Origin of the sequence: Prevotella dentasini JCM 15908 (assembly GCF_000614065.1) — a bacterium.
In the GTDB taxonomy this organism is placed as follows: domain Bacteria; phylum Bacteroidota; class Bacteroidia; order Bacteroidales; family Bacteroidaceae; genus Prevotella; species Prevotella dentasini.
Genome location: NZ_BAKG01000002.1, coordinates 1 through 19,530 on the forward strand (window position 1 = coordinate 1; position 19,530 = coordinate 19,530).

At 51.8% G+C, this 19,530-nt stretch carries 14 protein-coding genes and 7 pseudogenes; 16 read left to right on the plus strand and 5 right to left on the minus strand.

The genetic code is table 11. The features are described from left to right. Positions 1 to 74: 74 nt before the first annotated feature. Positions 75 to 236 (minus strand): annotated as a pseudogene (locus JCM15908_RS15415) (IS982 family transposase); the annotation flags it as partial. A 116-nt stretch (positions 237 to 352) separates the two neighbouring features. On the opposite strand from JCM15908_RS15415, the gene JCM15908_RS14505 reads away from it, so the two are divergent. Both JCM15908_RS14505 and JCM15908_RS14235 read left to right on the plus strand, forming a co-directional pair. Then, entirely contained in the window at positions 353 to 679 is a 327-nt protein-coding gene (locus tag JCM15908_RS14505; RefSeq protein ID WP_148295483.1) for a hypothetical protein, read from the plus strand. A 31-nt stretch (positions 680 to 710) separates the two neighbouring features. Further along, a pseudogene (locus JCM15908_RS14235) lies at positions 711 to 884 on the plus strand (transposase); the annotation flags it as partial. A gap of 84 nt (positions 885 to 968) precedes the next feature. On the opposite strand, the gene JCM15908_RS00915 reads toward JCM15908_RS14235, so the two are convergent. Further along, on the minus strand, positions 969 to 1,838 hold the full coding sequence (locus JCM15908_RS00915; RefSeq protein ID WP_025001903.1) for a DUF2971 domain-containing protein: 870 nt from the start codon (positions 1,836 to 1,838) through the stop codon (positions 969 to 971). A gap of 393 nt (positions 1,839 to 2,231) precedes the next feature. Here JCM15908_RS00915 and JCM15908_RS00920 point away from each other — a divergent pair, with 393 nt between their 5' ends. The 10 genes and pseudogenes from JCM15908_RS00920 (at position 2,232) to JCM15908_RS00965 (ending at position 11,457) form a co-directional block, all read left to right on the plus strand. Next, on the plus strand, positions 2,232 to 2,801 hold the full coding sequence (locus JCM15908_RS00920) for a hypothetical protein (protein ID WP_025001904.1): 570 nt from the start codon (positions 2,232 to 2,234) through the stop codon (positions 2,799 to 2,801). A 7-nt stretch (positions 2,802 to 2,808) separates the two neighbouring features. Then, positions 2,809 to 3,347: pseudogene (locus tag JCM15908_RS11495) on the plus strand (cob(I)yrinic acid a,c-diamide adenosyltransferase). Positions 3,348 to 3,402: 55 nt separating this feature from the next. Continuing rightward, complete coding sequence (locus JCM15908_RS00930) at positions 3,403 to 3,624, plus strand: DUF2795 domain-containing protein (protein ID WP_025001905.1); 222 nt, start codon at positions 3,403 to 3,405, stop codon at positions 3,622 to 3,624. Between the two features lie 530 nt (positions 3,625 to 4,154). Continuing rightward, positions 4,155 to 4,331, plus strand: coding sequence for a hypothetical protein (locus JCM15908_RS14760; RefSeq protein ID WP_159101288.1), 177 nt, complete (start codon positions 4,155 to 4,157; stop codon positions 4,329 to 4,331). A 326-nt stretch (positions 4,332 to 4,657) separates the two neighbouring features. Beyond that, positions 4,658 to 5,592: pseudogene (locus JCM15908_RS11500) on the plus strand (PorP/SprF family type IX secretion system membrane protein). Between the two features lie 19 nt (positions 5,593 to 5,611). After that, positions 5,612 to 7,093, plus strand: a complete 1,482-nt coding sequence (gene porK, locus JCM15908_RS00945; protein WP_025001906.1) for a T9SS ring complex lipoprotein PorK/GldK — start codon at positions 5,612 to 5,614, stop codon at positions 7,091 to 7,093. Continuing rightward, on the plus strand, positions 7,094 to 7,882 hold the full coding sequence (porL, locus tag JCM15908_RS00950; RefSeq protein ID WP_025001907.1) for a type IX secretion system motor protein PorL/GldL: 789 nt from the start codon (positions 7,094 to 7,096) through the stop codon (positions 7,880 to 7,882). 36 nt (positions 7,883 to 7,918) lie between these two features. Further along, on the plus strand, positions 7,919 to 9,508 hold the full coding sequence (porM, locus tag JCM15908_RS00955) for a type IX secretion system motor protein PorM/GldM (RefSeq protein ID WP_025001908.1): 1,590 nt from the start codon (positions 7,919 to 7,921) through the stop codon (positions 9,506 to 9,508). A gap of 137 nt (positions 9,509 to 9,645) precedes the next feature. Next, positions 9,646 to 10,704, plus strand: a complete 1,059-nt coding sequence (porN, locus tag JCM15908_RS00960; RefSeq protein WP_025001909.1) for a type IX secretion system ring subunit PorN/GldN — start codon at positions 9,646 to 9,648, stop codon at positions 10,702 to 10,704. A gap of 115 nt (positions 10,705 to 10,819) precedes the next feature. After that, positions 10,820 to 11,457, plus strand: a pseudogene (locus JCM15908_RS00965) (porin family protein). A gap of 269 nt (positions 11,458 to 11,726) precedes the next feature. On the opposite strand, the gene JCM15908_RS14510 reads toward JCM15908_RS00965, so the two are convergent. Beyond that, the gene (locus tag JCM15908_RS14510; RefSeq protein ID WP_148295484.1) at positions 11,727 to 12,068 is read right to left on the minus strand and encodes a hypothetical protein; all 342 of its coding nucleotides are present in this window, start codon (positions 12,066 to 12,068) and stop codon (positions 11,727 to 11,729) included. Between the two features lie 251 nt (positions 12,069 to 12,319). Here JCM15908_RS14510 and priA point away from each other — a divergent pair. Continuing rightward, positions 12,320 to 14,703, plus strand: a pseudogene (gene priA / locus JCM15908_RS11510) (replication restart helicase PriA). 188 nt (positions 14,704 to 14,891) lie between these two features. On the opposite strand, the pseudogene JCM15908_RS11515 reads toward priA, so the two are convergent. Then, positions 14,892 to 16,066: pseudogene (locus JCM15908_RS11515) on the minus strand (MalY/PatB family protein). Between the two features lie 72 nt (positions 16,067 to 16,138). Beyond that, on the minus strand, positions 16,139 to 16,990 hold the full coding sequence (locus JCM15908_RS00990) for a DUF3737 family protein (RefSeq protein WP_025001911.1): 852 nt from the start codon (positions 16,988 to 16,990) through the stop codon (positions 16,139 to 16,141). Between the two features lie 255 nt (positions 16,991 to 17,245). Here JCM15908_RS00990 and JCM15908_RS00995 point away from each other — a divergent pair, with 255 nt between their 5' ends. The 3 genes from JCM15908_RS00995 to JCM15908_RS01005 are packed head-to-tail and all read left to right on the plus strand — an operon-like array spanning position 17,246 to position 19,408. Next, entirely contained in the window at positions 17,246 to 17,872 is a 627-nt protein-coding gene (locus JCM15908_RS00995) for a hypothetical protein (protein WP_025001912.1), read from the plus strand. 37 nt (positions 17,873 to 17,909) lie between these two features. Beyond that, positions 17,910 to 18,461 carry an RNA polymerase sigma-70 factor gene (locus JCM15908_RS01000; RefSeq protein ID WP_025001913.1) on the plus strand — a complete coding sequence of 184 codons (552 nt, stop codon included), beginning with the start codon at positions 17,910 to 17,912 and terminating at the stop codon, positions 18,459 to 18,461. An 8-nt stretch (positions 18,462 to 18,469) separates the two neighbouring features. Next, positions 18,470 to 19,408, plus strand: a complete 939-nt coding sequence (locus tag JCM15908_RS01005) for a FecR family protein (RefSeq protein WP_159101290.1) — start codon at positions 18,470 to 18,472, stop codon at positions 19,406 to 19,408. Positions 19,409 to 19,530: the final 122 nt, after the last annotated feature.

Genomic DNA, 19,530 nt, shown 5'->3' on the forward strand with positions numbered 1-19,530 from the left:
AGTTCGTTCTATGACGGCTCTCTTCCTGGGCGGCAGTTTGCCGGAGACGCTCACCAATGCTCCTTTCATAAGGGTATCATAGTCAGCATGACTTCTGCCTCCGGCATGGTGGATTCACTGTGATATTCCCCCCTTGTTGGCCGGTTTGGCGTATATTTTGCCATCATCGCATCGAAAAACTTGCAGAAATCGTCTGCCATACAGAAAATTTCCGTAACTTTGTCCTTGGTGAACATTGCGATTTTTGCTTGTAACCCTTTGTGTTTCAGCACTATAAAGATACGACAAATTTCGTTAGTCATCAAATTTACAAGGACTTATAATTCATAGAACTCATATTTGAGTTAAACCAATGGACATACTACTGGAAGTGTATAATAAAAGAATATCATCTTCTCAAGCTTATGAAATGATTGATAAAATAAGAGATGATATAGATGATGGTGTGTATGGTAATTTATTGAAAATGAATAGAATAGATTTTGCATCTATTTTGGGAATGGATGAATATGAATATACTGCATATTGTCAAGGTGCACCTTTATCCATAATATCACAATGGAGATATTGTGGTTGGCCATGCAAATGTTGTAAAACGAACCTTCCCATAGATTATAAGCAATATCATTGGTTTGTTCAGGAACTTAATAATGGGGATTATGGATTAATAAAGATTTAGCAATAGATTTCATTGAGGGTGTGTTAGATTTGTTGAGACCTTGAACGACGAGTTGAAGAACATCTGTCAGATAGAACATACAAGACACCAATCCGTGGACTGATTCGTAACTAACCTTCTCACCGGGTTCATTGCTTATAACCTGCTGCCAAAGAAGTCATCCATAGACATTGACATTATAGGCAAAAGTAGGATAATTACATAAGAATTAGACCGAACTCATAGTATATAAACGTGCAAAGGGCATTGTACACATAGGCTTTGGTATTCTAAATTCGTTGAACTTACGTTATTTACTTTGTTCCTTAATGAGCCATTTCTCATAATCAGCATATAAAGGATTGGAATTGTACTTCCTTATAGTTTCATATATTTTGAATGCTATTCCAAAGGTATCATATCCATCGGTATTGTAACAAGTTGTTGCAAAAGAATACGGCACAAATTTATGATAACATACTGACTTTGGATTTACAATAATATCAAGTATTTCTCTGATTCTTGTATCATCTAAAAAGATTTTCCTTCCTAAGACTACATACTTGATGCAACCGTCAATGCTAAACTTGCCATTGTAATCCATAATGAATAATCTATGCTCATCCTCGTTCGCCCAATCCTTATGCTTCAAGAAAAACAGCTTTTTCCAGTTGTTTCTTATAAATTCCTCTGGCGTCTCTGCCTCATAGTTGATGTCTTTATCATCTGGTGTATTGAAGAGACTATATTCTACATCCTCAAATTTGTAAAAATGTCGGGACAAGATATCTTTGTTATTAGCAATGAAAGCCTCCTTGTCTATCACTATACAAACTCCGTTTGAATTATCTGCATAGTGAGTCCACATAGCAGGATGGTTACTACCTTCAAATTCATAACCTTGAATGTCATAGTTCTGAGAGAAGCTGATGATATGGCACTTCTCATTGATATATCTTTCTGTAGTGACCATTACCATAATGTTATTGTCCATACACATATTATTCACATTGCCTTCGTTCATATCGTTGAGCCTTGCAAAAGAAGATGGTTTTAGAGTCAAATCCTCCATTATCTTCTTAAAAGAGTATAGACTAGTGTAATGAAACAATGCCCCGTCAGACTTATGTGGAAACTCTTCTTGTCCGTAGAGATACGCTGGAAGTTTAGTAAGTAACATTCTTATTATCCTTAATTAACGTGAGTTCGACGAACTATAAGTTCTTGTAAATTTGGTGATTAGCGAACTTTGTTGTGTCTTTATTGTGTTGACATACAAATATTTACAAGCAAAAATCACTATAATCACCGAGGACAAAGTTACGGAATTTTTCTGTATTATTGATGATTTTGAGGTGAATTAGGCCATCGAGTTGAGTAAAAAACCTGCAATTGTCTTCCTGTGACGGCAATGGGACTTTGTTTTCCGTTGGGATAATGCTGCCCGGCAACTTCTCCGGCCTTCTTGTGCCCCAAAACAGATAGTAGGCAGTGAAATATAAAGGCAGATTTATGGCTCTTTTCTCATTTTTAATTATCTTTGCAGGACTAATTTCTGAACAGCAAGGCAAGGATGTATCGACTGAAGAGAATGATGGTTTGGATGCGGAGGGTGCACTACTCGCGCGGTTTCGGCGTGCAGTCGCCGTCCGACTATGCCTTCGTGCGGTACGTCGTCAACGAGCATTATCCCTACTACGCCTATTCAGATTTGCAGAAGGAATATCAGAAGTTTCCCAAGCTGTCGCACAAGATGGGGCGGCTCTATTTCCGGCTGGCCAATTATTTTCAGGCAGAGCGGTGGACGCCCCTCTCTGATATTCCCCTTCTATATGCCGCATATATCCGCCGCGGTTGCAGGAAGACCCGGATAGAGCCTTGGCGGCAGCAAGAAGCCGGGGGACGGATGGTTTGTTACTGGATGATGGGCGACGACCTGCAGCCTCTTGAGGATGTCTGCCGACAAGCAAGAGAGAACTCCGTGCTTATCGTCGAAGGTATTCGCCGGAATAGAACCACGAAGGAGCTTTGGCGGCGGATAGTCGACGACGACCATACCGGCGTAACTTTCGACCTGCATTATCTCGGCATCGTATTCTTCGACAAACGTCGTATCAAGCAGCATTATAAAATAAACTTCTAACTGCATCATGGCAAAATCGAAACTCTACACCAGACAGGGCGACAAGGGAACAACCACCCTGACCGACGGAAAAAAACTTGCCAAAGACGATCTCCGCATCTGTGCCTATGGGACGACAGACGAGCTGAACGCCACGTAGGACTCCTCCTCCCGCAGGTCCGGCAGGCCGATTTGCAAATCTTCCTGACCACCGTTCAGCAGCGGCTCTTCGAGATAGGCTCCGTGCTCTCTGCCGGCTTGTCTTCTGAACCTACTTTCGGCATACGCGCCTTGGAGGAAGAGATAGACCGCCTCGATTCCGCCCTTCCTCCCCTCCGCGACTTCATCCTCCCCGGCGGTTGCCCCGCAGCCTGTCAGGCACATGTCTGCCGCACGGTCTGCCGCCGTGCCGAGCGGCTCGTAGTTTCCCTTTCCCGCAGAGAGCCAGTTCCCCCTGCCGTCTCATCCTATATGAACCGGCTTTCCGACTATTTCTTCGTCCTTTCCCGGTATTTGAACTTTAAGGAGGGAGTAACAGAAAAAATATGGCAAAACTCTTGCAAATAGAAAATAATATATTACTTTTGCACGGAAAATTACGAACACAAAAAACTTTTAGCCTATGTATTGGACATTGGAATTAGCTTCAAAGCTCGAAGACGCGCCATGGCCCGCAACCAAAGATGAGTTGATTGACTATGCAACCCGTTCGGGTGCCCCCTTGGAGGTACTTGAGAATCTTCAGGAAATTGAAGACGAGGGCGAGATATACGACAGTATTGAGGATATTTGGCCCGACTATCCCTCCAAAGACGACTTCTTGTGGAATGAAGACGAATATTAGACAGAATAGTGAATAAATCAAGTCGCTTGCAGGAAACTGCAAGCGATTTTTTTGTAATAGTCCTCAAAGAGCGTTCTATAGAAACATAGTAAGACCTTGGTCTATAAGAGTTTGATAGTCAGCCTTTTGCTGCTCATAAAGCGAAAGTGCCGTTCTGACTCAGCCAAAGTGCCGTTTTCGCAGTACGAAAGTGCCACTTTCGTATTGGTAGCTTGGTATAGTCATATCATAAACATTTTAGATTCTTAATTTTTATAGATTTATTCTCTGCTCCGTTCTTTTTTAAAAAATATTCACAACGGACGTTTGGAGTTCTTTTTTAATCTTTTTATCTTTGCAAAGACTTTTGTTTTTTATTATAAACTTAAAATTTTATTACAATGCAAACCAAACAAAAATTAATTACAGCTTCAGTGTTTGTGCAAGGACTATTCCCTGTGGCTATAGCAGGAAGTGCATTTAAAGCATGTGCATAAGCAAGTAGGTGAAGGTGTGAGTCAACTTTATGATAATCTTAAAATAGAACAAAAATGAGTAGATTAAATCGTATAATTTTATCAGGTTTCCTCTTTGCAGTCTTAACGCTGGCTTGGGATACTATAGAAGACGGATGGAGTATGCGTAATCTCATCGTCTCTGTCATTCAGGGCATTTTGTTTGGCGGGCTGATGTCTTTGTTTGAGAAGTTGGGAGCGAAGAAGCAATAACAGCTGTTTGAACTTTCGTATTTGTTATTTATGGCATTTTATACCCGTATAACTTGCTGCTAAATATACAAACGCCGTGTAAGGCCCTAAGTGAGACGCCGCTCCCTTAGGGCCTTAATGTATCTTCGTGTACCATAGGCAGCGAGTCTCTGCCTTATGGCTCGCCTTTCAGGAAGCGGGTCTTTACATTCCGGGCAGACGACGGCGTCTGACGCCATGCGGTGTCCGCGCTCTGCCGTAGCGTGAATTTCGTACACACACGGGCCGTGTCCCCACTTTGTTGACATGCTATACAATAAATAATGGTATGGGTGCGTTATCCATACGTGTTCAAGCGCATATTCACCATATTGGCTTTTCTTGCCCCGGCTGTCGGTACGGCTTGGGCGCAGTACGACGTGGCTTTCAGCCATTATTGGGCAATGGAGCCTTCGTTTAATCCTGCGGCCGTAGGAAAGGGCAATAAACTGAACGTTACGGGAGCGTATGCCCTGAGTTTTGCCGGATACGAGAACAATCCCAACTCTTTCTACGTCGGTGGCGACATGCCGCTCTACTTTATGAAGCAATACCATGGAGTGGGGGCGAGCATGCTGAACGACAAGATAGGCTTCTTCACCCATCAGCGCATCTCGGCCCAGTATGCCTACCGCCGCGCCCTCTTTGGCGGAATGGTATCGGCAGGCGTGCAGCTGGGGCTGATTATGGAGACCTACGACGGCTCAAAGGCCGACCTTGAGCAGGCCGACCCGGCTTTCCCCCAGTCGCAGCTCTCGGGAAACAGCCTTGATATGGCTTCGGCCTCTACTATACGCGCAAGAACTGGTATGTAGGAGCATCGGTTCAGCACCTCAATGCCCCGTTGGTGGAGATGGGAGAGGTAAAGGATTTCCAGATAGACCGGACCTATTATTTGACGGGCGGATACAATATAAGACTTAGAAATCCGTTCCTATCTATACCGGCATCCGTGCTCGCACGCTACGACGGCAACGCCTATCGGGCCGATGTAACCGCGCGGTTGGTCTATAGCCACGAGAAGAAAGTTCTCTATGCCGGAGTCGGCTACAGCCCCACCAATTCTGTTACCGCCTTTGTAGGCGGAAGTTTCCACGGCATCAACGTCGGCTACAGCTACGAGATGTACACCGGCACTGCCGACCCCGGCAACGGAAGCCACGAGCTGATAGTAAGCTATTCGACGGACATCAACCTTCAGAAGAAGGGCAGAAACAAACATAAAAGCGTAAGATTCCTATAGAAAAAAGATACAATAGTATATGAAAATGAGAAAAAGCATCATCGCGCTCTGCTTGGGCGTAGTCCTACTTGCCTCGCTTTCCTCCTGTTTCGGCGGAAAGTCGGCTTCTACATCAGGCAGAGGCGGCGAGGTAACGGGGGTAGGCGGTGGACGCTCGTTCCGCGAACCGGCCCCGTATGGCATGACGCTCGTCAAGCGCGGCTGGTTGAGGATGGGTTTAGAGAAGCAGGACAGCCTCTGGGGAAAGCAAACCCCGGTGAAGGACATCTCTGTTGACGGCTTCTGGATGGACGAGACCGAAGTTACCAATTCCGAGTACAAGCAGTTTGTGGAATGGGTGCGCGACTCCATCCTCCGTACGCGTCTTGCCGACCCGTCGTATGGCGGCGACGAGAGCTACATGATAACCGAGGACAAGAACGGCGACCCCGTAACGCCCCATCTCGACTGGAGCAAGCGGCTGCCGCGCAAGCCTACCGAGGACGAGCTGCGTGCTTTCGAGAGCCTCTACGTTACCAATCCCGTAACGGGAGAGAAGAGCCTTGATGCCAAGCAGATGAATTATCGGTATGAGATTTACGACTATACGACGGCTGCCCTGCGCCGCAACCGGCTCAATCCGAGCGAGCGCAATCTCAATACCGACTATAGCGCAGACCCCAACGAGGTGGTTATGATTTCCAAGGATACCGCCTACGTCGACGATGAGGGCAATATTCACAGCGAGACTATCAACCGTCCGCTTTCCGGGCCGTGGGATTTCCTCAATACCTACATTGTCAACATTTATCCCGACACGACCTGTTGGGTGAACGATTTCCGCAATTCCGACAACGAGATTTACCTCCGCAACTATTTCAGCAACTCTACCTACAACGACTATCCTGTCGTTGGCGTTACGTGGGAGCAGGCCAACGCTTTCTGTGCTTGGCGCACTGACTATCTGCTGAAGGGGCTTGGCAGGGAGGCGCGTTTCGTTCAGCGTTACCGTCTGCCTACTGAGGCAGAATGGGAATATGCCGCACGCGGCAAGAATCAGGACGAGTTCCCGTGGGAGAATCAGGACGTAAAGAGCGGAAACGGATGCTTCTACGCTAATTTCAAGCCCGACCGGGGCAACTATACCAAGGATGGAAACCTCATAACGAGCAAGGCCGGCATATACAGCTCGAACTCTAACGGGCTTTACGACATGGCAGGCAATGTGGCTGAATGGACGAGTACCGTCTACACCGAGGCCGGTGTGGATGCCATGAACGACCTCAATCCGCAGCTGGAGTACAAGGCAGCCAAGGAAGACCCCTACCGCCTGAAGAAGAAGAGTGTGCGCGGCGGAAGCTGGAAAGACCCAGAGAGCTATATCCGCAGTGCATGGCGCACGTGGGAATACCAGAATCAGCCCCGCAGCTATATCGGTTTCAGGTGCGTGCGCAGTCTGGCAAGCTCGTCGAGTGAGGCCGCCAAGGAAAATAAGAAGAGCAGTAAGAAAAGGAGAAAATAAATGACACAGTATAGCAGTTTCAATATCGTCTACCACTTGCAGAAGTGGATGGATAGTGTACCGGGGCAGACCTTCCTGAACTATGCCTATAGTTGGGGTGCTTCCATCGTTATCTTGGGAACACTCTTCAAGCTGACCCACCTCCCGGGTGCCAACTTCATGCTGTACCTCGGAATGGGTACGGAGGTTCTTGTGTTCTTTCTCTCTGCCTTCGACCGTCCGTTCGACAAGACCGATGACGGTAAGGAAATTCCCACCCATATTATGGATGATGAGCCGGAGACGGCCGACGACGAGGAGAATCAGGCGGAGAAGGCTCTTTCCTCACCCGTACTGCAGCCGCAGACGCTCGCAGGTGGTGCAGCAGCGCAGCCGGTGCCGTCTGTCGACCAGATTGCAGCGGCAGTGGTCAGCCAGCAGAGCCGCGTGATAGCCGAGACACAGCAGCAGACGCCCGAAATGGTGGAGGCGCAGACCAACTATGTGGACGCACTGAAGAACCTGACAGAGATGCTCGGCAGGGTCAACGACCAGAGCCAGCGGCTCACGCGCGACAGCGAGGAGATGGAGAATCTCAACCGCACCCTTACCGGCATTACGAAGGTGTACGAGATGCAGCTCAAGAGTGCCAGTCAGCAGATTGGAACCATTGACCAAATCAACGACCAGACGCGGAAGATGGCCGAACAGATTGACCAGCTCAACAAGATTTATGCCCGTATGATTCAGGCGATGACCGTCAACATGCGTGCAGCGGCTCCGACAGCAGTTCCGCAGGATGTGGAATAATCTGTCCCCGAACTCCTCAAAACACAGAATTTCTAAATGGCAATAAAGAAGAGAAAGATTTCCCCACGCCAGAAGATGATTAATCTCATGTATGTCGTCTTGATGGCCATGCTTGCGCTGAATGTCTCTACCGAGGTACTCAACGGCTTCTCCATCGTGGAGGAAAGCCTGAACCGCACGACGGGGAACTCGTCGAAGGAAAACGAAGCCATCTTTGGCGAACTTGAGCAGATGATGCAGAAGAATCCGCAGAAGGTGAAGGAGTGGTTCGCCATGGCATCGACGGTCCGCGAGATGAGCGACTCTCTGTTCAACTATGCCCAAGAGTTGAAGATGCAAATCGTGAAGGAGGCTGACGGCGAAGACGGCAATCCGCTTCAGATAAAGAACAAGGATAATCTTGAGGCTTCGAGCTATGTGATGCTTAGTCCGGGTACAGGACAGGGACGCAGGCTCTTCGAGGCCATCAACAGCTATCGCAACCGTATTCTCCAGTTCGTTACCGACCCACGGCAAAAGCAGATTATCGCCAGTAACCTTTCTACCGAGGTGCCTCGGCACTCGATGGGTAAGAACTGGCAGGAATATATGTTCGAGGATATGCCGACAGCGGCTGCCATTACGCTTCTCTCCAAGTTGCAGAGCGACGTGCGCTATGCCGAGGGTGAGGTACTTCATACTCTTGTTGCCAATGTCGGACTGAAAGACGTGCGTGTCAATAAGCTTCAGGCTTTTGTCGTTCCGAGCCAGACCCGCCTCTACCCCGGAGAGACGTTGACCGCCCAAATGTTCATGGCGGCTGTCGACTCTACCCAGCAGCCGCAGGTCTACGTCAATGGTCAGCTCATTCAGGGCAATAAGATAACGGTCAGGGCTGGTGCGCCCGGCAAGCATACCATCAATGGCTATATACTTGTCCGCGACTTGATGGGCAACGTGCTCCGTCGGAACTTCTCGCAGGACTATTGGGTAACGGGTGGTCCGAACCCCGAACGGTATATCAGTCCCGACGGTATGCAGAAAACGCCTCCCTTCGACGGTATGGCTACCATCGCTGCTGACCTGATGAACGTGCTCTATGCAGGTTTCGACAATCCTATAACCATCAGTATTCCCAATACGTCCCAAGGCGATGTCCATGCTACGATGTCGGGCGGTACGCTCGTCTCGCGCGGTGGCGGACACTTTGTGGCCCGTCCGTCTGCGGTCGGCCAGCCTGTTACCATCTCTGTCTCGGCCAAGGGGCGGAGGGTAGGTGAATACAAGTTCCGCGTACGCCGCCTGCCCGATCCGGCACCTTACATAGCCATGGGCAGCGACCGGTTCAAGAGTGGCGTCCTTTCCAAGGCAGGCCTGATGGCGGCTCCGGGCATCCGTGCAGCCATTGACGACGGATTGCTTGATATTCCGTTTACGGTAACGAGCTTCCGTACGGTCTTCTTTGACAATATGGGCAACGCTGTTCCGTTGGCAAGCAATGGTGCGTCGTTCTCTGCCCAGCAGAAGGAACAGTTCCGTCATCTGAGCCGCAACAAGCGGTTCTATATCACCAACGTTGTTGTCCATGGCCCGGACGGTACCACCCGGACGCTCAACGGACGCAATATGGAAGTGATTGTGCAATGATGGTGAATGTGGAGTGAGAAATGAGGAATTAAGAATTAAGGGTGAAGAACAAGAGTTTGGGGCTGGCTCTATCTGCCTAAGACATGTCGGCAGTAGTTGCAAAGCCCGGACTTCAGACATCAAAGTTCAATATATAGATGAAAAGAATATTATTTATAGCCTGCGCAACTCTCTTGGCTCTGACGGCTTTTGCCCAGCCTGCTCAGCGCAGGAACCAACAGCAGAGGCCTAAGTCGCCTGCCAACACGATTACTACCCGTGCGCAAATCTCTTTTCCTACGTCGGCCCCGATGCAGGAGGATGTGGTTTGGCGTCGCGACATCTATCGGGAACTGATGCTGACCGAAGATGCCAATGCCGGGCTGTACTATCCTGTAGAGCCTGTGGGCACACAGATGAATCTCTTTACCAACATTTTCCGTCTTGTGCTTGCAGGTCCGCGGCATGGCGGTGTGCCTGCCTACACCTATCGGATGGACGGCAATGAGGTGTTCGACGATTCGTCGCGCGTGAAACCTTTGCAGCTTCTTGACAACTATCATATCTACTACGAGCGTACCGACCGGGGCATAAAACTCGACAATAGCGACATTCCCTCTGCCGAGGTGAAGGGCTATTATATAAAGGAGAGTGCCTACTATGATCAGGGAACTGCGACGTTCCACCGCAAGGTGATGGCTCTTTGCCCGATTATGTATCGTGCCGACGATTTTGGCGATGGTGAGGTGAAGTACCCGCTCTTCTGGGTGAAATACGACGACTTGGCCCCCTTCTTGGCCAAGCAGATGATTATGACGAGTAACCTGAACAATGCTGCCACGATGAGCGTGGACGACTATTTCACGAGAAACCAGTATCAGGGAAAGATATACAAGACCACCAACATGCTCGGACGGACGCTCTCGCAGTATTGTCCTACCGATTCGGCAATGGCTAGGGAGCAGAGGAAGATTGAGGGCGAACTCATCGCTTTCGAGAAGAATATCTTTGGCAACCCTGCCAAGCGAGACAGCCTTGACAGCATAGCCAAGGCGCAGGACGAGACGGTGAAGAAGGGCAGGCGAGTCCGTGCTTCCCGTCGTGGCAGTAGTGGAGGTGGTACGACCAAGACCGTCCGAAGCTCCCGTCGCAGTCGTTCGTCGGCTTCGTCGGGCAGTGGCTCTGCACGTGTAACAGTGCGTCGTGAGCGGCATTAGCCGTCCACGGCGCATTGCCGTTTTTATGAATTTCAAACTAACTGATAATCCTAATTGTTTCATTGGGCGTACATCCCTTCCGAAGGAGAGGATGGAAACCACAAAAAATCATCTTATGAAGAAGTTATTTACTTTGGCTCTTTTGGCTTTGGGACTTACGTTCTCTACAAATGCCAGCGCACAGAACAACCTGCACTTTGGTCTGAAGGCAGGTCTCAACGTTACCGACATGCACCTTGACAGCAAGGTTTTCGACAAGTCGAACCAGACAGGCTGGTTTGCAGGCCCTACGGTTAAGCTGACCTTGCCTATCGTCGGCTTGGGCGTCGACGCTGCTGCGCTGTATGACTACCGCTCTGCAAAGCTCAACGACGGCGTTGAGGAGCTGACGGTGAAGCAGCAGCAGGTTGCCATTCCCGTCAACCTCCGCTACTCCATTGGTTTGGGAAGCTCTGCGAGCGTATTCCTCTTTGCCGGTCCGCAGTGGGCGTTCAATGTGGGCGACAAGGATTTCAAATGGGCAAAGGGCAGCAGCTATGCCCTGAACAAGAGCAACTTCAGCGTTAACCTCGGTTTCGGCATTACTGCTATGAAGCATCTTCAGGTGAGTGCCAACTACAACATAGCCTGTGGAAAGACGGCTGAACTGAACGCTTTCTCCTCTACTCTTGATGCCGCAGGACAGCTTACGGGACTGAAGAAGTCGAAGGCCCGCAACAACTCATGGCAGATTGCCTTGCTTATTACTTCTAAGTAGAAGTTGCCATAACAGACAGCTCCCCATTGCCTTTTATGTTTATAAAAGGCAATGGGGAGTTTCGTTTCGCCTGTATTCTTGTATGGAGTATGCAAACTCCTTTATGCGTCCATCTTTTGGGCATGGCTGCAATCATCGTTGCGGTATATCCGTTATATTATTTACACGTAAGGAAATTATTCTCTGCACGAAAATAATTTCTTATTATACGTAGATAATTTTTTATTTACGTGTAGATAATAACGTCGTGTACGGGTATCAATAATCATCGTTGTGGAATACCGGCATTGGAAGATGTACCATAGCTGCATAAGAAAAGGCTAAGGAACGGGTGGTATCCCTTAGTCCTGCATGGGGAGCGGGCCATGTGCGGGCCGGGGCTTATTCCTGTCCCTGCCTTCCACTCGCTGATAGGATTGTGCAGCCCGTGTAGTAGGACAGCAGGTAGCGCGTGAAGTATTCCTCCATCTCCTTGTTGGAGACAGCCGAGGTGGTACTTCTCCAATTCGGGGGCATGGCTTTCAATGGTGAGGTCTTCGTTCTGCAATTCTCCGTTGCCAATGGCTTGCAGCATTGGCTTGTCGTGCTTGTCTACCAGAATCACCACAGGAACCCCTTCTTCTCACATGCTTTCTGAACGACGTGTTCCAAGCGAGTGCCCAATGATTTTGAAACGGAGCCGGAGGGAAAAGAAAAAGTCTTTCCGCTATCGCAAAAGTAGATGTGAGGTCTTGCTTTGTGGCTTAACGCTTCGGGCGTCGCTGGCAGGCCATTCCGAAGGCTTTGCAGAGCGATTGTCGTAAAAATCTTTATTTCTCCTTTGTATTTCTTTTGCTTTCGATTACCTTTGCAAGGCCGATGAAGCAAATCAACGTCATATTGCCCCTGCCCCTCAACGGGGAGTTTACCTACGCCGTGCCGGACGGCTTGGCCGACAAGGCGAAGCCGGGATGCCGCGTGCTCGTTCCGCTGGGGAAGAGCAGAAGGTATGTCGCATAGTCGCCTCCGCCCCTTCCCAAGAGGAGGGAGTGCAGATCGGGGAGGAGGATGCGAAGACGGAAAAGAAGAGGATTGAGCTAAAGGAGATTCTCTCCGTGCTCGACGGGAATCCGGTACTGCTGTCGCAGCAGATGAGGCTGTGGAACTGGATTGCCGACTACTACATGTCGCCCGTTGGCGACGTGATGAAGGCTGCGCTGCCCTCGGGGCTGAAACAGGTGGAAGGTTTCAGGCCGAAGACGGAGCGTTTCCTGATGCTTGCTCCGCAGTACAGGGACGTGCAGACGCTCCGCGTGCTGCTCGATACGCTGAAACGTGCTACGAAGCAGCAGGCTGTGCTGACGGCCTACCTGCAGCTCTGTGGCGTTGACAAGGACGCGGAAGTTCCCATGAGCGGACACGCCGAGGATGTGCCCAGTGCAGCGGACTCGGCAGACACAGACGCGAACCAATCCTGCGGCATGAGCGGAAACCTGTCTGCGAGATAGGCTACGACACGCTCCTCAATGCCTCGCACAGCACGGTGGCTGCCATCCGCTCGCTCATGGACAAGGGTGTCTTCCTGAGTGTCAACCGCGAGGTGGGGCGGATCAACGACGGTGGCAAGGCGTGCCCCGGGAATATCAAGCCTCTCAGCGAGGCGCAGGCCGATGCCTACAATCAGATTCTCGTACAGATGATGAACCACCCAGTTACGCTTCTGCACGGCGTAACGTCGTCGGGGAAGACCGAAATCTACATTCACCTTATTCAGAAGACGATAGACGAGCACAGGCAGGTGCTCTATCTCGTGCCCGAGATTGCGCTGACGGTGCAGCTGACGGAGCGGCTGAAGCGCGTATTCGGCAACCGTCTGGGCATCTACCACAGCCGGTACAGCGATGCCGAACGGGTAGAGATATGGCAGCGGCAGCTGTCCGGCCATCCCTACGACGTGATTCTCGGTGCGCGCAGTGCCGTCTTCCTTCCCTTTCAGAGGCTCGGTCTGGTCGTCATCGACGAGGAGCACGAGACCAGCTTCAAGCAGCAAGACCCTGCACCGCGCTACCATGCCCGTTCGGCAGCCATCGTTCTGGCGCAGATGTACGGTGCGAGGACGCTCCTCGGCACGGCTACGCCTTCAGCGGAAAGCTACCATAACGCCCGGCAGGAAAATACGGGCTTGTCGGTCTCGACCGTCGCTATCAGGACATCCGGCTGCCCGAGATAGAGGTGGTGGACATCAAGGACCTCCGCCGCCGCAAGATGATGTCCGGCCCGTTCTCGCCCCGGCTTCTGGCTGCCGTCCGTGCATCGCTGGAACGCGGCGAGCAGGCTATATTGTTCCAGAACCGCCGCGGCTTTGCCCCGATGACAGAGTGTCCCGTGTGCGGCTGGGTGCCAAAGTGTCCCAACTGCGACGTGTCGCTGACCCATCATAGGAACGCCGGCGTCATGTCGTGCCACTATTGCGGCTATGCCACCAACGTGCCCGAGCAGTGCCCCAACTGCGATAGCCGCGAGATAAGGGGGCGCGGCTATGGCACTGAGAAGATAGAGGACGCGATACGCAGCCTGCTGCCCGAAGCCCGTGTGGCGAGGATGGACTTGGACACGACGCGGACGCGCAACGCCTACGGACAGCTGATAGGCGACTTCGCCTCGGGCAGGACCAATCTGCTTATCGGCACGCAGATGATTTCAAAGGGACTCGACTTCGACAAGGTTTCGGTAGTCGGAATCCTCGATGCCGACTCCATGCTCAACTATCCCGACTTCCGCGCCTACGAGCATGCCTTTACGATGATGAGTCAGGTGAGCGGCCGCGCCGGACGGAAAGGGCGGCAGGGACTGGTCATTCTCCAGACGAAAAGCCCCGGTCTGCCCGTCGTCTCACAGATAGTCCACAACGATTACGAGGGCTTCTACCACGACCTCCTGACCGAGCGGCGCGACTTCCACTACCCTCCCTTCTACCGGCTGACGTATGTCTACCTGAAGCACCGCGACGACAATACGGTCAATTCCGCCGGCTTGGAACTCGGCTCCCGTCTGCGCGAAATCTTCGGCACGCGCGTCCTCGGTCCCGACAAGCCTGCCGTGGCCCGTGTCAAGACGCTCTGCATCCGCAAGATTATGCTCAAGCTGGAGAGCGGGCTCGACTATGCCCTCGCCCGGCAGTATCTCCGCGGCGCGCTTGCGACATGCTGAAAGACAGGCGGTACGGGGCGTTGCAGGTTTATTTCGACGTAGACCCGTTGTAGGCGGATTGCGCCCGTAAGGCGAAAGCGGCACTTTGACATGGTGAAAACGGCACTTTCGCAAGGTCAAAGTGCCGTTTTCACCATGTCAAAGTGCCTCAATGGAAATCCGGGGGCTGCCTCCTTGCTGAAAGGAGACAGCCCCCGGATTTCTTTATGGTGCGGAAAACAGTTTTCCGTCCTTCGCAATCCTACGGCAGCAAAGGCTTGAGTGTCGCCACGATACGGCGGAGTCCCTCTTCCAAGGTGGCCCGCGGACAGGCTATGTTGATGCGTATGTATCCCTCGCCGTCGCGCTTCCCGTACATCGTTCCGCTATTGACGAATACCTTCCCCTGCTTCATCAGCCGTTCGGAAAGCTCGTCGGAGGTCAGGCCCGTGGCCCGGATGTCTGCCCATACGAGGTAAGTCCCCTCAAGCCGCAGCACCTCTATTTGCGGCAACTCGCTTTGGAAACGGCTTTTCAGGGTCTTGTAGTTTTCGTAGAGGTAGGCGTTCAGCTGCATTATCCAGTCCTCGCTCTCGTTGTAGGCAGCCTCAAGGGCGGCCGGGCCGAACGGATTGACGTCGCAGACCTCGAAGATGTTGATGGCGCGGTCGATGCGTCTGCGCCATGTGTCGTTCTTGCAGACGATGTTGGCAATCTGCAGTCCTGCTATGTTGAAGTTCTTCGTGGGCGAGTTGAGCGTAATGCAGTTGTCGGCGCAGGCCTCGCTGACGGCGGCAAAGGGCGTGAATGTGTGGCCGGGCATGGTCAGTTCGCAGTGTATCTCGTCGCTGACGACCTTCACGTTGTGTCGCAGGCAGATGTCGTTCATCCGCTCCAGCTCCGCCTTCGTCCATACCCTGCCGCCCGGGTTGTGCGGATTGCAAAGCAGGAAGAGGACCGTCTTTTCGTCGGCACACTTCTCCTCGAAGTCTTGCCAGTCTACGGTGTACGAGTCGTCCTTGCGCTTCAGCGGGCTTTCCAGCACTTCGCAGCCCTGATTCCTTATCGACGAGAAGAAGCAGTTGTAGACAGGCGTCTGCACGAGCACCTTCTCGCCGTTCATCGCCAGTGCCTGATGGTGGCACTGATGGCAGGAACGACGCCGGTGGTGTAGACTATCCAGTGCCGGTCTATCGTCCATCCGTGCCGTCGGCCGAACCAGCTGATGATGGCGTCGTAGTAGCTTTCGGGCACCATCGTGTAGCCGAATACACCGTGTGCTGCCCGTTCCTCCACGGCCCGGCGTATGGCAGGCGCGGCAGGGAAGTCCATGTCGGCCACCCACATCGGGATGACGCCTTCTTCCTCCGCCTCGTCCCATTTGTAGCAGTGTGTGCCCCGTCGGTTCACTATCGTGTCAAAGTCGTATTTCTCCATATTCGTTAGTTGTTGAAAGTGTTGTTCCGGTCCTGCAAGCGGAGCGGTCCGGATGGTTGTGTCGTCCTGTTTTCAGGCTTGTCCGCGTTCCTGTATCACCGTCTCCTTTCCCTTGGCAAACTCGTCGTAGGTTATTTTGCCAACCTTGTCGGCTGTGATGCTGCCCGAAACGGGGTTCTTTATTTCGGTGATGCTGCCCTTTATCGTTGCGGAGATGTTGCGGCTGTCTTCAAAGGCGCGGTCGCAGGCAGCGTCGAAGGTGCAGTCTTCGAGCGTGATGCCGTCAAGATAGCAGAGCGGTTGTTCGCCGCTGATGTGGCAGCGCACGAGCCGGATGTTCTTGGAGTGCCATGCCAAGTACTCGCCGTCGAGCACGGAGTCGTAGATGGTAACGTTCTCGCACTCCCAGAAAGAGTCCTTCGTCTTTATCCGTGCGTTGTGAATCTCCACGTTCTGGCAGTACTGGAACACGTATTTGGCATCCGAGACAAGTCCGTCTGCGTAGATGTTCTTGGAAAACATGAACGGGTACGTGCCCTCGTGCAGCTCCACGTTCTTCAGCCGTAGCCCGTCTATTTTCCAAAACGTCTCGTCGGCATCGTTTATCTTCACGTTCTCGAGCGAGAGGTTCTTCATCTCGCGGAAGAACTTCGGCCCGTCGATGACCGAATCTTTCATGGTCATGTCGTTGGAGTACCAGATGGCCGACCGCGAACCCTCTGCGAAGTAGCAGTTACTGATAAGGCTCTTGTCCACGTGCCACCACGGGTATTTGCCATAGAAGCGCGAATTGACACACTCAAGGCTTTCACAACACTTGATACCCGACTCTCCGTCTGTTATCTCTATGTTTTCCAGTCGCAGATTCCTTGCGCCGAAAAGAGGACGCTCGCCCCCATACTTCTTGTTCCTTATTGTTTCCATTATGCAAAATCTATATCTTGCAGTGTGCAAAGATAATGCCAAGCAGGCAGAATATGGGAAAATGGTAAATATAACGGTAAATCTGGTATCGCCGGTCACGGCAGAGTGCCGATTCTGTCAGACGGAGAGGCATGGCAGCCTGCTATTTCCCTTTTTCCGGATAGGGGTTTTCGTATTTTTGCAGTTATCTAATTAGAAAGCCGCAAAGTAGGCGGCAATCTGCAACCGAGTAACAACAAATAAAATAGAACGACAATGAGATTCAAAGTTTTTGTATTATCTTTGCTCCTTGGAACAAGTTTCATACAGGTTTATGCCCAAAGCAGTAGCAGGTATGCGTCGGAAAGCAAAAACGAGTTCCGCATCGGATACAGCGACGGACTCACTCTGGGAACGGCAAGTTTCTGGGGTATTGGTCTCGGCGACGCACTTACGGGCACGACGCGCACCGACGAGCAGTCGGGCGGAGTGATAGGCCTTGGCTACCGCCGTCACATCAACCGTTTCCGTGTAGGCCTCGACCTTGGCTTTGCTTCCGTTACGAGCAAGTCGGACTATGCCGGCAGCAAGCAGAAGGACATCAAGGAGACACAGCAGAACTTCCTCGTCATGCCCGTAGCCGAGATGGTCTATTACAAGAAAGGCCTTGTGGAACTCTATGGCTCGGTAGCTGCCGGAGTGGACATTACCCGTATCAAGGAAACGGGACTGACTCCTGCGGGTAAGGAACACGCCGACACGAAGGCACGGACTTCTTCCAATTTCGCCTTTCAGGTGAACCCTATCGCACTCAGGATAGGCAACGGGCGTATCGGAGGATTCGTAGAGGCAGGTTTAGGCTACAAGGGCTTTGTTACGGCAGGTGTGAGCCTGAAGTTTTAGCCCTTTCCGTGCGCAGGACGAATATTAGGCAATGTCAATGGCAACAGAAAGAAAAGAACGTTTCCGTCAGCAGTTTCAGCAGTACTATCCTGTCCTTTGCAGGATAGCACACGGATATGTTGCCGACCCCGACGACTGCGAAGACATCGTGCAAGACCTCTTTGTCAGTGTCTGGAGCCGTGGGAAGGACGAGCTGCCCGACGACGAGCTGGGAGCTTACCTGAAGATGGCCGTACGCAACAACTGCCTTACCTTTCTGCGCAACCGCCGGTCATCGGATACCGTTTCGGTCGACGAAAAGCCATCGGCACTGGCGGATGCCGCCACCGACGATACCGCCACGACCGACTATGCGGCCATTCTCGGGCGCGTGCTCGACCAAATGCCACCGAAGTGCAGGGAAGTCTTCGTGATGTGCAAGCTGCAGAAGATGCGCTATAGAGAGATTGCCGACGCACTGAATATCTCGGAAAAGACGGTAGAGAATCATATCGGCAAGGCTATCAGAATCATTCGCGACTACGGTACGGCCCATCCGCTGTTACTCTTGCTTCTCGCCTCATTACAAATTATTGCTACTGACGTATGAAAACTAAGATGAATATAGACGAAATATTGGCACGCCACTTTGCCAATGAGCCGCTCGCGGATGCCGGGCAGGCTATATTGGACTCCTTTCAGTCCGAACATAAGCAGGAGTATGACCGTATGGTCAGGCTGATGCAGCGCATTGATGCCGGCAGGGAGCTTCCCGGGAAGCCCTTGGCGGTTGACGTGGAGGCTGCATGGCAGAAGGTGGAATGTCGGTTGGAAGAGGAACGGAAACCGCTTCTCGTGCGTTTGCGTCCTGTTCTCGGCATTGCCGCCTCTCTGTTGCTGCTGATAGGCGCAGCGGTGTTCTTCTATGGCAGACATTCGGGAACGCAGCTTTATGCCAATACGGGGAATACGGGCGATACCATCCTGCTGAAAGACGGCTCGAGGGTGGTGCTGTATCCTCATTCAGAGTTGTCTTTCACGACTGGCGACAAGTCCGGGCGAGTGGCAAGTCTGACGGGCAAGGCCTTTTTCAATGTCCGGCACACCGGTCAGCCGTTTACGGTGGAGGCCGACGAATTGGATGTCCGGGTGCTCGGCACGTCGTTTATGGTAGACGGAACGAAAGAGGGAAGCGAGCGTGTCAGTGTCTCCACCGGGCGCGTGCAGGTTGTCCTCAACGAGCAGACGGCTGTCCTCACGCGCGGCGAGCAGATTTCCGTCAGTGCGGGACAGCTCGGCAGCAAGACGAGGATGCCCGGGACAAGGGACGGCAGAAAGACCTTCGTCTTCAGGGATACGCCTATAAGCGAAGCCGTCAGGCAGATAGAAAAGGAGATGGACGTGGAGATAAGGCTGGAGGCAGACGTCGCTTCGGGCAACCGGGTTACCACGCGGCTCGACATCAGCGAGCCTTCTGAGGCCGTCAGGGAGCTTTCGATGCTCTGCAACTGCCGTTACGACTCCGTTTCTCCGCTGAAATACCGTATGTATAGGTAAATGTTCCCACGGACTTTCCGGGGGAGAAGGCCGCATCGGGCGGTCTGGCCGGGGGAATATATATAGAACAAGGAATTATTGCATAGGCTACTGTTGACAATCATCATGATGCTGCTGACGCT